This is a genomic window from Streptomyces sp. BK022 (genome assembly GCF_004217355.1).
In the GTDB taxonomy this organism is placed as follows: Bacteria; Actinomycetota; Actinomycetes; order Streptomycetales; family Streptomycetaceae; genus Streptomyces; species Streptomyces griseoluteus.
Genome location: NZ_SHKU01000002.1, coordinates 102,980 through 117,395, shown reverse-complemented (window position 1 = coordinate 117,395; position 14,416 = coordinate 102,980). Strand labels below are relative to the sequence as shown.

The 14,416-nt window shown below is 73.0% G+C and carries 14 protein-coding genes and 1 riboswitch; of the genes, 6 read left to right on the top strand and 8 right to left on the bottom strand.

Going from position 1 to position 14,416, the window contains the following annotated elements; genetic code table 11:
• Positions 1–5: 5 nt before the first annotated feature.
• Positions 6–479 (top strand): VOC family protein, encoded by a 474-nt coding sequence (locus tag EV284_RS06520; RefSeq protein ID WP_130331335.1) that lies wholly within the window; start codon positions 6–8, stop codon positions 477–479.
• Positions 480–490: 11 nt separating this feature from the next.
• Positions 491–853, top strand: a complete 363-nt coding sequence (locus EV284_RS06515; protein ID WP_130331333.1) for a hypothetical protein — start codon at positions 491–493, stop codon at positions 851–853.
• Positions 854–860: 7 nt separating this feature from the next.
• Here EV284_RS06515 and EV284_RS06510 read toward each other — a convergent pair whose 3' ends face one another.
• Positions 861–2,018, bottom strand: coding sequence for a tetratricopeptide repeat protein (locus EV284_RS06510; RefSeq protein ID WP_130331331.1), 1,158 nt, complete (start codon positions 2,016–2,018; stop codon positions 861–863).
• A gap of 184 nt (positions 2,019–2,202) precedes the next feature.
• Here EV284_RS06510 and EV284_RS06505 point away from each other — a divergent pair, with 184 nt between their 5' ends.
• Positions 2,203–2,784, top strand: a complete 582-nt coding sequence (locus tag EV284_RS06505) for an NAD(P)H-dependent oxidoreductase (protein WP_130331329.1) — start codon at positions 2,203–2,205, stop codon at positions 2,782–2,784.
• Positions 2,785–2,793: 9 nt separating this feature from the next.
• Here the strand turns inward: EV284_RS06505 and EV284_RS06500 are convergent, their stop codons facing one another.
• From EV284_RS06500 to EV284_RS06485, 4 genes are all read right to left on the bottom strand, one after another.
• The gene (locus tag EV284_RS06500; protein ID WP_130331327.1) at positions 2,794–3,666 is read right to left on the bottom strand and encodes an ABC transporter permease; all 873 of its coding nucleotides are present in this window, start codon (positions 3,664–3,666) and stop codon (positions 2,794–2,796) included.
• Positions 3,653–4,615, bottom strand: coding sequence for an ABC transporter ATP-binding protein (locus EV284_RS06495; RefSeq protein ID WP_130331325.1), 963 nt, complete (start codon positions 4,613–4,615; stop codon positions 3,653–3,655). Before EV284_RS06495 ends, EV284_RS06500 begins: the two co-directional genes overlap by 14 nt.
• 24 nt (positions 4,616–4,639) lie before the next feature.
• Positions 4,640–5,818 (bottom strand): sigma-E factor regulatory protein RseB domain-containing protein, encoded by a 1,179-nt coding sequence (locus EV284_RS06490; RefSeq protein WP_130331323.1) that lies wholly within the window; start codon positions 5,816–5,818, stop codon positions 4,640–4,642.
• Between the two features lie 248 nt (positions 5,819–6,066).
• Entirely contained in the window at positions 6,067–7,077 is a 1,011-nt protein-coding gene (locus EV284_RS06485) for a polyprenyl synthetase family protein (RefSeq protein ID WP_130332908.1), read from the bottom strand.
• A 547-nt stretch (positions 7,078–7,624) separates the two neighbouring features.
• A riboswitch (cyclic di-AMP (ydaO/yuaA leader) is annotated at positions 7,625–7,860 on the top strand.
• Between the two features lie 4 nt (positions 7,861–7,864).
• On the opposite strand from EV284_RS06485, the gene EV284_RS06480 reads away from it, so the two are divergent.
• On the top strand, positions 7,865–8,347 hold the full coding sequence (locus tag EV284_RS06480) for a transglycosylase SLT domain-containing protein (RefSeq protein WP_130331321.1): 483 nt from the start codon (positions 7,865–7,867) through the stop codon (positions 8,345–8,347).
• A gap of 70 nt (positions 8,348–8,417) precedes the next feature.
• On the opposite strand, the gene EV284_RS06475 is transcribed toward EV284_RS06480, so the two are convergent.
• The 3 genes from EV284_RS06475 to EV284_RS06465 form a co-directional block, all read right to left on the bottom strand.
• Entirely contained in the window at positions 8,418–9,236 is an 819-nt protein-coding gene (locus EV284_RS06475) for a Cof-type HAD-IIB family hydrolase (protein WP_130331319.1), read from the bottom strand.
• Positions 9,237–9,301: 65 nt separating this feature from the next.
• Positions 9,302–10,504 carry an FAD-dependent oxidoreductase gene (locus EV284_RS06470; protein ID WP_130331317.1) on the bottom strand — a complete coding sequence of 401 codons (1,203 nt, stop codon included), beginning with the start codon at positions 10,502–10,504 and terminating at the stop codon, positions 9,302–9,304.
• A gap of 44 nt (positions 10,505–10,548) precedes the next feature.
• A complete protein-coding gene (locus tag EV284_RS06465) occupies positions 10,549–11,820 on the bottom strand; it encodes an ATP-grasp domain-containing protein (RefSeq protein WP_130331315.1) in 1,272 nt (423 codons plus the stop codon).
• A gap of 245 nt (positions 11,821–12,065) precedes the next feature.
• Here EV284_RS06465 and fahA point away from each other — a divergent pair, with 245 nt between their 5' ends.
• On the top strand, positions 12,066–13,292 hold the full coding sequence (gene fahA / locus EV284_RS06460) for a fumarylacetoacetase (protein ID WP_130331313.1): 1,227 nt from the start codon (positions 12,066–12,068) through the stop codon (positions 13,290–13,292).
• Between the two features lie 185 nt (positions 13,293–13,477).
• A complete protein-coding gene (locus EV284_RS06455; protein ID WP_130331311.1) occupies positions 13,478–14,416 on the top strand; it encodes a M56 family metallopeptidase in 939 nt (312 codons plus the stop codon).

The window sequence follows — 14,416 nt, the reverse complement described above, 5'->3', positions numbered from 1 at the left end:
GCTCCATGGTGACCTCTTCTTCGCAGCCCGAGCCGCTGCACTGGAAGGTTGTGGTCGACGCGGTCGACCCGCATGCGCAGGCGGACTTCTGGGGGGCCGCGTTGCACTACGAGCCGGAGGACAACAGTGCGCTGATCGAGCGGCTGTTGGCGGTCGGGGCGTTGGCCGGGGAGGCCATCGTGGAGTATCACGGGCGGCCGGCGTTCCGGGATCTGGTGGCGGTGCGGCATCCCGATGACCCGTACGACTCCGAGACGGGGACCGGGCTGGGGCGGCGGGTGCTTTTCCAGCGGGTGCCGGAGGCCAAGAGCGGCAAGAACCGGCTGCATCTCGATCTGCACGCCGGGCCGGAGCGGAGGGCCGGGGAGGTGGCGCGGCTCACCGCGCTGGGGGCCGCCGTGCTGCGCGAGGTGAATGAGCCCGCGGGGACGTGGACCGTACTGGAAGACCCCGAGGGGAACGAGTTCTGCGTGCAGTAGTAGACAGGGGCATGACGAAAAGACAGTTCCCCGGGCCCCTCGTCGTGGTCGCTCTGCTGGCCTCGGTCAGCGCGTGCGCGGGGGCGGCGCGGCCTGCCCCCGCCCCTACGGCCGCCCCTGCCACGTCCGCGAGTGCGCGTCCTGAGCCCGTCACCGCCACCATGATGGACATCATCGGTGGCAACGCCGGCCGCGCGGCCGAGCAGATGGGCCCCGACACCGAGGTGACCTTCAAGGACGTGAGCGGCAAGGGGCGTTCGGTGGACGATCCGGCCGAGTGGAAGATCTGCGAGACCCGGCCGGGACCGAACCAGCAGATCACCGACTACCCGGTCGTGCTCGGGGTGGTACGGGTCGGGGAGAGCTGCGGCTGAGCCGGCCTCACGCCTCGGCTGCCGCCGCGCGGGCCGTCAGGCGGCCCATGCGGGTGTGGGCCGACTCCAGGGGGCGGGGGTCGGACGCGGCGGGGCCCGGCTTCGCGGCCAACGCGGTCCATACGTCGATGAGTTCGCGCCCCATACGGAGGGCCTGCTCCGCGTCGCCCACCACGCGCCACGCGGTCGCCGCGCTGCGTACGTTGCCGTAGGCCGCCGCCGGGTCGCCCGACTCGGCGCGCTTACGGGCCAGGTCCAGCGAGAGGTCGAAGGCGCGGGTTGGATCGCCGGTCAAGTACGCGATGTAAGCGCAGAGTTCGCGCAGGTGCAGCACCTCGGGGTGCCGGGGTCCCAGCGCGCCGGACGCCTTCGCCACCGCCCGGCTCGCCAGCTCGGCCGCCCGCTCGACCTCTCCGTCCCGAACGGCGTCCCCGACGCGCGCCAGCGCGGACGTCCACACCTCGGCCCCGTCCGCCGTCTCCCCCACCGGCACCTCCGCGAGCATCTCCTCCGCGATGGCGTCGAACCGGCTCGGCGGGACGGGCTCGGGCTCGGCTTCGGGGGCCGGCTTGGGACCGAGGACGAGTTCGGGCCCCGGACCGGAGGCGGGCTCGGCACCGAGGCCCAGCTTGGGGCCGGGGCCGGGAGCCGGCTTGGCACCGAGGCCCATCTCGGGACCCGGGCCGGGAGCCGGCTTGGCACCGAGGCCCCATTCCGGACCCGGGACAGGGGCGGCCTTGGCTCCCGAACCGGGCTTGACCTTACGGAAGTTGACGGTGCCGGAGGCCGTCCGAGGCTTCCGCTCCGGCAGGGGCTTCTCCCCCGCACCCCCCATCACCGGCGGCGGCCCGAACACCCCCCGGGGCGGCTGCACCGTCCCCGGTGCGGCAGGCAGCCTGGTCGGCTCGCCCGTCATCCGCGTCGTCCCGTCCGGCGAGACCTCCAGGGGGACCAGGCATCCCGCCGCGTCGTCGTGGATGGTGGCCCGTATCGGGGCGCCGTGGGACGTGGCCACATCGCGGAGGTGGTTGAGGACCGCGTCGTGGATGTCCTCGTCCGGGGCCCGGAGGACCGGGGTACCGGCGACCGACGCCGTGCCGGTGGCCGAGACGCGCACCTGGACCGGACGGTCCGCGCGCCGCTTCTCGAAGCTGAGTCGAGACATCCCTTTTCCCTCATTCCCCCCGGCGCCACGCCCGGTCGTACGCCTCCAGTGTCCAGTCTCGCCGCCCACGGTGCCTCCGCGCGTCACCGCGACGTCACAGCCTCGCACCAGCCGCCCTTCCGCGCAGTACTTGCATGTGCATAAGATGCATGCGGATTTAACTTCTCTCGTCCCGGGGGTCCTCATGCGCCGTAGATTCCTCTTCGTCCTGGGCAGTGCCCGCACTCAGGGCAACACCGAGTTCCTGGCCCGTGCCGCCGCCGAGCAGTTGCCGGAGGGGGTGGAGCAGGAGTGGATCAGGCTGGCCGGGCTGCCGCTGCCCGAGGCGGAGGACCTCCGGCACGACAGCGACCACGTACGCCCCGCCCCCGGCACCCCCGCCGGGACGCTGCTGGACGCCACCCTCGCCGCGACGGACGTGGTGATCGCCTCGCCGCTGTACTGGTACTCCCTCTCCAGCCTCACCAAGCGTTACCTGGACCACTGGTCGGGCTGGCTCCGCATCCCCGAGGCCGGCTTCAAGGAGGCGATGGCCGGCCGGACCCTGTGGGGCGTGACCGCGCTCGCGGCCCAGGACTCCTCGGTGGCACAGCCCCTGATCGGGAGCCTGAACAACTCCGCCGCGTACCTGGGGATGCGCTTCGGCGGGGTGCTGCTCGGCAACGGCAGCGGGCCGGGCGACGTACGCCACGACACCGATGCCCTGGCCCGCGCGAAGACCTTCTTCGCCGGCGAGCCCCCGTTCGCCCGCTTCCCCGGCGCCTGAACCGAACAGCTAGGCCGTGATGTCCTTCGCCGTGAACCGCGCCCACGCCGCCGTGCCGAACACCGCCGCGTAGACCCCCTGGAGGACCAGGTTGCGGCGGAGGTCGTCCCAGAGGACCGGGTCGCGCAGGAGGTCCGCGAAGGACAGCCAGTAGTGCGAGAACAGGTATGGCTGGATCGCGTGGAGCTGCGGGATCTGGTCGAGGATCTGCACGGTGATCAGCAGCCCCACCGTGGTCGCCATCGCCGCGATCCCGCTGTTGGTCAGCGTCGACACGAACAGTCCGAGCGCCGCCACCCCGGCCAGCGAGGCCGCCACGGCGAGGGCGATCAGCAGCGCCCGGAGCAGCCCGTCGCCGAACCCGATCCGCGTACCGGAGATCGTGGTGACCTCCCCCAGCGGGAACAGCAGCGCGCCCACGACCAGCGCGGAGCCCGCGACCACCAGGGTGGCCAGCAGGCAGAAGGCCAGGACGGTCGCGTACTTGGTCAGCAGCAGCCGGGTGCGCCCCGCCGGGGCGACCAGCAGATAGCGCAGCGTGCCCGCGCCCGCCTCCCCCGCCACCGCGTCCCCCGCGATCACCCCGACCGCCATCGGCAGGAAGAACGGCAGGGTCGCCGCGAGCGCGGTGAAGACCAGGAACAGCCCGTTGTTGGTGACCTGCGCGATGAAGGCGGGGCCACCGCCGCCCCGCTCCGGGTCACCGCCGCCCCCGGTCTCGACCCGCACCGCGATCCCGATCAGTACCGGTACGGCCGCCAGCACCGCGAGCAGCACCAGGGTGCGCCAGCGGCGCAGAGTGGTGACCAGCTCGCTGCGCAGCAACCCGAAGGTCCACAGCGGCCGGGGGGCAGGGGGAAACGTGGTCTCAGCCCGCGACATCGAAGCCCTCTCCGGTCAGTGCCACGAACGCGTCCTCCAGCGAGGCCCGTTCGAGCGTGAACCCCCGTACCCGCACGCCCGCCGCGACCAGGGCGGCGTTCACCTCGGCGAGGTCGCGGTCGGGCGGTTCCCCGGTGACCGTCCCGCCGGCCACGGTGAGGTCGGTGACGCCCTGCTCCTTGAGCACGCGGGCCGCGTCCGCCGCGTCCGGGGTGGTCACGGCGAGCCGGCCGCGCGCCCCGGCGGACAGGTCGGCCACCGCGCCCTGGACCACGAGCCGGCCGCGGGTCATCACCGCCGCGTGCGTGCAGACCTGCTCGATCTCGTCGAGGAGGTGGGAGGAGAGGAAGACGGTGGTGCCGTCGGCGGCCAGTTCCCGGATCAGGCCGCGGATCTCGCGCATGCCCTGCGGGTCGAGCCCGTTGGTCGGCTCGTCCAGCACGAGCAGGCGGCGCGGCCGGAGCAGGGCGGCGGCCAGTCCGAGGCGCTGCTTCATGCCGAGCGAGTACGCCCTCGCCTTCTTGCCCCCGGCCGTGGCGAGCCCCACCCGCTCCAGCGCGGCGGCGGTGCGGGCGCGCCGGGTACGGGGGTCGGCGGCCGGGTCGGCGGCGTCGTAGCGCAGCAGGTTGTCCCGGCCGGAGAGGAAGCCGTAGAGCGCGGGGCCCTCGATGAGGGCGCCGACCTCGGGCAGGACCGCACGGGTGGCGCCCGGCATGGGGCGGCCCAGGACGTGCGCGGTGCCCGAGGTCGGATCGATCAGGCCCATCAGCATGCGGATGGTGGTGGTCTTGCCGGAGCCGTTGGGGCCGAGGAAGCCGAAGACGCTGCCCGCCGGGACGGTCAGGTCCAGACCGTCCACGGCGAGCTGTCCGCCCCGGTACCGCTTGGTGAGGCCGCGCGTGGCGATGGCGGGCGCGGCCTCCTCCTCCGTGACGGACGCTGGCTCCATCGGGTCCCCTCGCGTGTCGGGCGGTTACTTGTCCGCGTCAGCCGCCTTGATCAGGGCCCCCTTGGTGACCGCGCCCGCGTAGACCTTGCCGTCGTCGGTGATCAGGGCGTTGACCAGGCGGGTGGAGAAGACGGTGCCCTTGCCGAAGTCGCCGGAGACCTGGTCGCCCAGCGAGCCGAGGAAGCCGCCCATCGCGCCGCCACCCTGCTGGGAGGTCTTGTCCCCCTTGGCGCCGGTGTCGAACGTGGCGATGGTGGTCCAGCCCTCGCCGATGGTGTCGGCGCCGCTCAGCCCGCCCGGCGCGAACTGCCCGCCGAAGCCGGGGGTGTGCTCGTCCCTGCCCGGCTTCTCCTCGGTCACCTTCGCGCCCCTGGGCGGGCGGAAGTCGAAGGTGGAGGCGGGCGGGGCGGCGAAGGAGACCTTGGTGAAGCCGGCGTCGAGGACGGGGGCGCCGCCGCTCTTCGGGGTGAGGGTGAACTTCAGCGGCAGGCCAGTCCTGGCGTCGACACCGATGGTGACGTCACGGACGGTGGAGCCGGACTGCTTGGGCTTGATCACGAGCTGGTAGGCGTCGCGGCCGGCGATGCGGGCGGTGCCGTCGACGGTGACCGAGGTGGTGGAGTCGACCGACTTCAGCGCCTCCTCGGCGAAGTCGTCGGGCGTGGCGCTCGGCCGGTGCTCGCGCTTGTCCCCGGTGTGCCGGTCGGTCGTGTGGAAGACCTCGTTGCTCGCGCTGTCGTAGCCCCACACGTCCTTGCCCTGGTGGATGAGGCTGTACTCGGCGTCGCGCTCCAGCAGCGAGACCTTCTGCTTCTCGGGGCCGTCGGCGGCCACGCGCAGGGTGTGGGTACCGGACGCCAGCTCGGTGAGCTTGGTCCGCGGGTCGGCGGAGGAGTCGCCCTGGCCTGAGCCCATGCCCTGCTGGAGGCTGCCGAGGTCGGGCAGGCCGAGGTCGGTGCTGATCTTCACGGTGCCGGACATCCGCTGGACGTCGGACTTGGCGATCTTCTCGACGAGCTGCTGCGCGGTGATCTTCGGCAGGTCCGGGTCGCCGGAGGCGGCGAGCGCCGGGACCAGCCCGATGGTGGCGGCCGCGACACCCACCACCGCGACGGGCACGACGTACCGGGCGGCCTTGCGGCGTCCGGTACGCGGGTCCTCGGGGCCGGTGCCGGTCGCGTGGTCGGATTCGTACGGTGCCATGTCTGCCTTACCTCCGTCGTCGGCGGCGGCTGCGCTCTATGGGTTCCACCTGAGCCGCCATTCTCACCCGGATCGGTGAGGAGTGGTGGTTTCCCTGGTGCCCATCACACCAATTCGGCAGTCCTCGTACGTCAGCCCACGGAGCCAACTCGGCGTACACCTGCGGTATGACGTGACGACCGGGCGCCCGCACCGACCCGTAGGGGTCGTACGAGCGCCCGTACGCGCCGGCGCCTGTCGGGCAGGCCCTAGCCCGCCCGGTGCACCACGGCGTCGCACAGCTCGATCAGGGCCGACTTGGCGGTGCAGTCCTTCAGCGGGGCGAGGGCCGCGCGGGCCTCCTCCGCGTACCGGACCGCGTCGCGGCGGGCCTGGTCCAGCGCGGGGTGGGCGCGCAGGGCGGTGAGCGCCTCGGCGAGCCGGGCGTCGTCGCTGAGGTCGGAGTCCAGCAGCTCGCACAGCGCGAGGTCGCCGGGCTCGCCGAGCCGGGCGGCGCGCTCGCGCAGCCGGAGCACGGGCAGCGTGGGCACGCCTTCCCGCAGGTCGGTGCCGGGCGTCTTGCCGGACTCGTCGGAGTCGGAGGCGATGTCCAGCACGTCGTCGGCGAGCTGGAAGGCGACGCCGAGCCGCTCGCCGTACTGGGTGAGCACGTCGACCACGCTCTCGTCGGCGCCGGACATCATGGCGCCGAACCGGCAGGACACGGCGACCAGCGAGCCCGTCTTGCCGGAGAGCACGTCGAGGTAGTGCTCGACCGGGTCGCGGCCGTCCTGGGGACCCGCGGTCTCCATTATCTGGCCGGTGACGAGGCGCTCGAAGGCGAGGGCCTGCACGCGGACGGCCTCGGGGCCGAGATCGGCGAGTATCTGCGTCGCGCGGGCGAAGAGGAAGTCACCGGTGAGCACCGCGACCGAGTTGCCCCAGCGGGTGTTGGCGCTGTCCACGCCGCGCCGCACGGCCGCCTCGTCCATGACGTCGTCGTGGTAGAGCGTGGCCAGGTGGGTCAGCTCGACGACGACGGCCGAGGGGATGATGCGCGGGGCGTGCCGGTCGCCGAACTGGGCGGACAGCAGCACGAGCAGCGGACGGAACCGCTTGCCCCCGGCCCGCACCAGGTGCTGGGCGGACCCGGTGATGAAGGGGACCTCGCTCTTGGTGGCCTCTAGCAGGCCCGCCTCGACAGCCGCCAGTCCGGCCTGGACATCGGCTTCCAGTGCCTGGTCCCGCACGCTCAGCCCGAACGGCCCGACGACGGTCACGAGGTTCTCCTGTCTGCTGGTGTCTGCTGGCGACTTCACGGCTTGTCGATAGGTCGCTGCCATCAGTCAAGTCAGCGTATCCGGTCCTCTTTCGATCACCGATCGCACCCACCGGTCCAGCTCGTGAGGTATCGGATTTCGTCCGGCATGTGCCGAATGGCCGACAACGGTCGGTATAGGGGGAGTCGGCCGGACGATCCGACACTCCGGGGGTCACACCGGGCCAACGAACGGGAGAGTGCAAGAGGTTCCGCCTGTGGGGGACCGACACTCCCTAATACCCACAGACGGCTCAAATCCACATAATCCCCCATGTCTGATTTTGCGTATTTTGCGATTCCGTGAGTTGGCTCACGCGGACCACCTCGGCGCGCATACCCCCGAAAGCCCCCCTCTCACCCCCTTCTTACCGTGCGCGGTACGGAAGTTGGGGATTGGCGGGCGCAAAGGATCAAGTGGGCCATTTGGGACAGATCAAGGTCAACTAGCTCTTTGGGTGAATCCGGTACTTGTTCCGGACATGTGCGGTCGCATACGTTCCCGCCCTGTCAGGCGAACGCCGAATCCTGCCGCGCCTGGCACACCCACTCACGAACTCATTCGTACGGCAGGAGCGGGGGACCCAGGTAAGCCGCCGGACCGGCGCGACCCATGTCGCGCCGGGACGGCTCGGGGTGAAGCCGTGATCGTCCCCGGTGTCCGACGGGCACCGGGGACGACGCGGCCGGGCACCTCCCCGCCCGAACCCGACAGCTCACCTCGCAGGCGACGGAGAGGAAACACCGACATGTCTGCTGCCGCTCAGCCGCGCCGTGCCCGCACCAAGCGCATCGTCCGCACGCTCGCCGTCGCCGGTACCGGTGCCGCGATGTTCGCGCTCCCCCTCGTCGGCGCCACCAGCGCCTCCGCCGCCCCGGCCGCCAAGCCCGCCGCCGCCTCCGCCGTGTACCCGAACAACCTCGACGGCTGGATCCGCCAGTCCCTGGCGATCATGGCCGAGAAGGGCATCCCGGGCACCTACAACGGCATCCACCGCAACGTGATGCGCGAGTCCTCGGGCAACCCGCTGGCCATCAACAACTGGGACATCAACGCCATCAACGGCACCCCGTCCAAGGGCCTGCTCCAGGTGATCGACCCGACCTTCCGCACGTACCACGTCGCCGGCACGTCCTTCGACCCGTACAACCCGGTCGCCAACATCACCGCCGCCTGCAACTACGCGTACCACCGCTACGGCTCCATCGACAACGTCAACGGCCCGTACTAGGCCCGCCGCACGATCACCGTGCACCGCGCCCCCGTCGCACGCCTCGCGCATGCGGCGGGGGCCGTCGGCTTCAGGGGGTGAACAGGCGCTCCAGGACGACGGCCACCCCGTCGTCCTCGTTGGAGAGGGTCACCTCGTCGGCCACCGCCTTCAGTTCCGGGTGGGCGCCGGCCATGGCGACGCCGTGGGCCGCCCACTGGAACATGGGGATGTCGTTCGGCATGTCGCCGAAGGCGACGGCGTCCGCGCGGCCGAGGCCCAGGTGCTCGGCGGCCAGCGCGAGACCGGTCGCCTTGGTGATCCCGCACGGCTGCAGCTCGACCGTGCCGGGTCCCGACATGGTGACCGTGGCCAGCGAGCCGACGACCGCACGGGCGGTGGCCGCCAGCTCGTCGTCGGACAGCCGGTCGTGGCGCAGCAGCACCTTGCTGATCGGCGCCCGCCAGAGCTGCTCGCGCCGCTCCACCCGTACGGCGGGCAGGGTCGGGTGCGGCATCCGGTAGCCGGACTCGATCAGGGTGAGCCCGTCCACGCCGTCCTGGTCGGCGGCCGCGTGCACCTGGCCGACCTCGGCCTCGATCTTGCCGAGCGCGGTCTCGGCCAGCTCCCGGTCCAGCCGGACCGACCACAGCAGGGTGCCGGTGGCGGCGTCGTACACCTGGGCGCCCTGCGCGCACACCGCGAGCCCCGTGCCGCCGAGCGCGGCCAGCAGGGGGCGCACGCGGGGCGCCGGGCGGCCCGTCACCACCAGGTGCCGGGCCCCGGCGCGTGCCGCCCCGGCGAGCGCGGCGAGCGACCTGGCGGAGACCGTGTCGTCGCCGCGCAGCAGCGTCCCGTCCAGGTCGGTGGCGATGAGCGAGGGACGGGAGGGAGCGGAGGGTGCGGCCATGATCAGAGAATACGGATCACCGCTCTTCCCGACTCACCCCCGGCGCACCGGAGTTGACGCGTGGCTCAGCTCCGCGCGCCGTGTGCCGCGGCCAGGTGTTTCGCCAGCCTCGGGGAGGCGAACTCCGTGCCGCACACGAAGCGCATCACCGGGCCGTACGAGGCGGCCGCGGGCAGGCCGGTGAAGTAGAGGCCGGGCAGCGAGGAGACGTAGCCGGGGCCGAGGCGCGGCGCCCCCCGCGTGACCGCCAGGTCCGTGCGCAGGCCGGGGCCGAGGAAGTCCAGCGCGGCCAGGTCGACCCGGTAGCCGGTGGCCGCGATGACGTGGTCGGCGGTGAGCCGGTCGGTGCGCCCGCCGTGGGTGCGTACGGTGAGCACCGGCGCGCCGTCCACCGCCTCGGCGGACACCACCCGCGCCACCTCCCGCACCTGCACCCGGCCCTCGAAGCGCTCCCGCAGCCACCAGGCGCCGAGCGGTCCGAGCACCCGGCGGACCAGATGGTGCCGGACGCTCTCCGGCAGGAAGCGGTAGGGCTGGGCGTGGTAGCTGAGCGCCCACAGCGACCAGGCGCGGCCGAACGGCGACTCGGGGCGGAACCTCGGCTGCTCCCAGGGCGGCGCGCCGAAGGCGACCTTGCCCCGGCCGCGCGAGACGACCCGTACGCGGGCGCCCGCCTCGGCGGCGAGGGCGGCGGTCTCCAGCGCGGACTGGCCGGCGCCGACGACGATCAGCTCCTTGCCCGCGAACCGGTCCAGGTCGTGGTGGAGGGAGCTGTGCGTGACCGGCGCGGGGCCGCCGAGCGCGGCTCCCGCCAGCTCGGGCGGCAGGTGGGCGAAGCCGGTGAGTCCGGTGGCGACCACCACGGCACGGGCGGCGAACTGCTCCCCCGAGTCCAGCTTCAGCTCGAACCCGCCGGGCCGCCCCCGCTCCACCGACACCACCCGGACCTGCTCCAGGTCCGGCACCAGGCGCTGCCGGAACCAGTCGCCGTAGGCGATGAAGGTCTGTGCCGGGATGATGTCCTCGTCGGTGACCAGGCGCCGGACACCCGCCGCGGCGCAGTAGTCGGCGAGCGTGTGGCCGGGCTGCGGGCAGTCGAGGCTCGAGGCGGCCGGGGTGGATTTCAGCAGCATCCCCTCCGGCATGTGCGCGCGCCAGCTCACCATGGGGTCGCCGAAGACCCGTACGGGGATGCCGCGCGCCCGCAGATGGGCGGCGGTGGACAGGCCGTACGGCCCGGCCCCGATGACTGCAACCGGTCGGATCACGAAGTCCCTCCCCAGGACGCGGTACGCCACGTGTGTGGCCTTGCCTACTCCGTGGAGTGCGAGGTGCCGCCGCCCCGGCGGCTGGTCCGCCAGAGCTGGTAGAGGTGCTTCGCGCCGGGGCGGCCGAAGCGGGCGAGCATCGTGAGGAACGGCATCGGGTCGTCGCCGGCGAGCCACGCCAGCTCCGTGCCCTCGGCCCGTGCGGGGGCGGACGGCGTGGTGTAGCCGCTGCGCCGGTAGGCGAGCCAGGCGGGCAGGTCGATGTTCTCCACGACGAACCGCCGCCCGGCCCGCTGCTCCCCCTCGGGGACGGCCCGGCCGGTGAGGTCCAGGTGCAGGGCCCGGACCACGTCCACGCCCGACTCGCTCTCGAAGAGCCGGAACTGGGCGCCCATCCGGGGGTTGAAGTCCAGCAGCTTGTACTGGCCGTCCCGGCGGTCGAAACGCAGGTCGAGATCGACGACCCCGGTGAAGCCGAGCTGCTTCACGAACCGGGTCGCCAGGTCCGCGAGTTCGGGGTTGTCGACGACGTAGGCGTGGGCCGTCATGCCCGCGTGCGGGGGCCAGGAGCGGACCTTGACGCCGGTGAAGACGGCGAGCGGGTTCGCGTCCGCGTCGAAGCAGGCGTGCACGATCCAGTCCTCCGCCGCCTCCCTCGGCAGGTACTCCTGGAGGATCACCCCGGGGTCGTCGCCCCAGTCGCGGGCGAGGGCCAGCAGACCGGCGCGGCTGCCGATCCGGGTGGTGCCGCCCACGGCGGGGCGGCTGCGCCGGACGAACGCCTCCCGGTTCTTGGCCACCACCGGGAACAGCGCCTCGTCGGCGAAGGCCACGACCTGGTCGTAGGAGGTCGGGAAGACGGAGGTGGGGCTGGCGACGCCGTGCTCCTCGCACAGCTCGTGCAGCCCCTGCTTGCTGGCCAGCCGCCTCGGCAGGGCCGGGTCGACGGGCGGGAACAGGAAGGCACCGGACAGCTCTTCCTGGTGCTCGGCGATGAGGACGGCCGCTTCCTCGTCGGTCGGGATCAGGACCGTGGGCCTGCCGATCCGGCGCCCGATCCGGCGCAGTCCCTCGACCAGGTGCTCCGGCTCCTCCGCGCCGGTCGTCGGCCACACGAACGCCCGCTCCAGATACCGGGACGCGGCGGCCGGGGTGTACGGGTCCTCGGTGATGGCGTACATCGGCACGCCCAGCCTGCCCAGGCTGCGGATCGCGCCGACTCCGCCGTGGTGCAGCGGATATCCGCCGAACTTGACTATCAGGCCAGGCACTTCGCGGTCCGCCTCGATGGGCGCGCCAAAGCGTCTTCCGGCCACGGGTCCCCCCACGTGTCCCCCCTTTGGACCGGACCCACCCCGTCCGTGTCCCCCGAAGGACGCTAAGCCGGAACACATCCCTCCGACAAGTGCTATTCGGGCATTGCGAACTCTTTAGACACGGCGCCCACCGGCCGCCGCACCCTGCCCAACACACCGGTTCCGGCCGTAACGTGTGGCCCGACGCTATGGATCATCAACCCAGGCCGACGCGGATGAGAGTGAGGCAGCACCCCATGCCCCCCGTGCCACCGTTTGACGTTCCCGAGGGCGACCCCTTCGGTCCGCACAACCTTCCCTATGGCGTGTTCTCGCCCGCCGGCGGCACCGACGGCGCCGGCCGCCGGGTCGGCGTCCGGCTCGGCGACCACGTGCTGGACGCGGGCGCCGCCGCCCGCGCGCTGGACTTCCCGCACAGGGACCTGCTCCTGGCGCCGAACCTCAACCCGCTGCTGGCCGCCGGGCCCGCCGTCTGGTCCGAGGTGCGCGCGGCGCTCACCGAGTGGGTCACGCACCCCGCGCACCGGACGGCCGTCGAGCCCCACTTCCACGAGCTGGCGCAGGTCGCGCTGCACCTGCCCTTCGAGGTCGCCGACTACGTCGACTTCTACGCCTCCGAGCACCACGCCCGGAACGTCGGCCAGATCTTCCGCCCCGACTCCCCCGACCCGCTCACCCCCAACTGGAAGCACCTGCCCATCGGTTACCACGGCCGCGCGGGCACGGTCGTGGTCTCCGGCACCGACGTGGTCCGCCCCTCCGGCCAGCGCAAGGCCCCCGCCGACCCGGCGCCGGTCTTCGGGCCCTCCGTCCGGCTGGACATCGAGGCGGAGGTCGGCTTCGTGGTGGGCGTGCCGTCCGCGCAGGGCACTCCGGTCCCGCTGACCGGGTTCCGGGACCACGTCTTCGGGCTGTGCCTGCTCAACGACTGGTCGGCGCGGGACATCCAGGCCTGGGAGTACGTGCCCCTCGGGCCCTTCCTCGGCAAGTCCTTCGCCACCTCGGTCTCGGCGTGGATCACCCCGCTGGCCGCCCTGGAGGACGCGCGGGTGGCCCCGCCCGAGCGCACCCACCCGCTGCTGCCCTACCTCGACGACTCCGCGCCCGGTGCCGGCCCCGGCGGTTACGACCTGCGGATCTCCGTCGCCGTCAACGGCCATGTGGTGGCGGAGCCGCCCTTCTCCACCATGTACTGGACCGCCGCCCAGCAGCTCGCCCACCTCACGGTGAACGGCGCCTCGCTGCGCACCGGCGACCTCTACGCCTCCGGCACGGTCAGCGGGCCGGCTAAGGGGCAGCGGGGGTCGCTGCTGGAGCTGACCTGGAACGGGCGTGACCCGCTCGAACTCCCCGAAGGCAAGCGGGCGTTCCTGGAGGACGGGGACGTGGTGACCCTCACGGCGTGGGCGCCGGGGAAGGACGGGGGACGGATCGGGCTGGGCGAGGTCGAGGGGCGGATCGTCAGCGGCTGAGGCCGGCTGTGGGGGCACGGGGGCGGACGGCCGGAACCGGGGTGCGGATGGGCCGTACGCCTGTCTTCGGCGGGCGCGGGCCGTCATACTGGCGGCATACGCAACAGGCGGCCCGCACCCTGCTCGCCGGCGAGCCGCACCCCCCTTCCGACCAGGCACGTCCGACCAGGAACCGGAGCCCCGGCATGACCGTCTGCCTGCTCCTGCTGACCGTCCTCGCCCTGACGGCCGCCGTACCGGCGCCGCGGGCGCTGACGCGTGCCGAGTGGCCGGAGCGGGAGCCGGTGGTGGCGCTGTGGGTGTGGCAGTGCCTGGTCGCCACGGTGCTGCTGTGCTGCCTGACCGCGCTGGTCCTGGGCGCGGCGGCCGTCTTCCACACCGTCCGCGACCATGTCTTCGCCCCGGCCCCGCCCGCCGTCACCGCCGCCTACGACCTGTCGGCCGCGCCCGCCTGGGCCACCGCCCTCACCTTGCTGCTGGCCTCCGGTGCGGCCTGGACCACGGCGATGCTGGGCCGTGAGCTGACCGAGGCGCGGCGGCGGCGCGGGGTGGCCCGCGCGCGCCTGCGGGAGCGGGCGCCGGACCTGCCCGGCGGGCTGCCCCCGGCACGCGGTCCGCTGCTGGTGCTGGAGGACGAGTACCCGGACGCCTGGTGGATGCCCGGCCATCCGGCCCAACTGGTGGTGACCACGGGCGCGTTGCACCGGCTCACCGGGCATCAGGTCGACGCGGTGCTCACCCATGAGCGGGGGCACGCCCGCGCCCACCACGACTGGCTGCTGCATCTGTCCAGCGCGCTCGCCACGGGCTTTCCGCGCGTCCCGCTCTTCGCGCACTTCTGCGACCAGACGCACCGGCTGGTGGAGCTGGCCGCCGACGACACCGCCTCGCGGCGCTGCGGGCACGTCACCACCGCGCTGGCGCTGATCGAGCTGAACCAGCACCGGGGCGTGCTGTCCTGCGCCTCCAGCCGGCGGCTGCTCGGCGAGCGGGTCGACCGGCTGCTGGAACCGCCGCCCCGGCTGCCGCGCGGGCACCGGGCGCTGACCACGGCTCTGGCCGCGCTGGTGCCGTTGCTGCCCCTGCTGATCACGTTCGCGCCGGGGCTGACGGCGCTGGCGTAG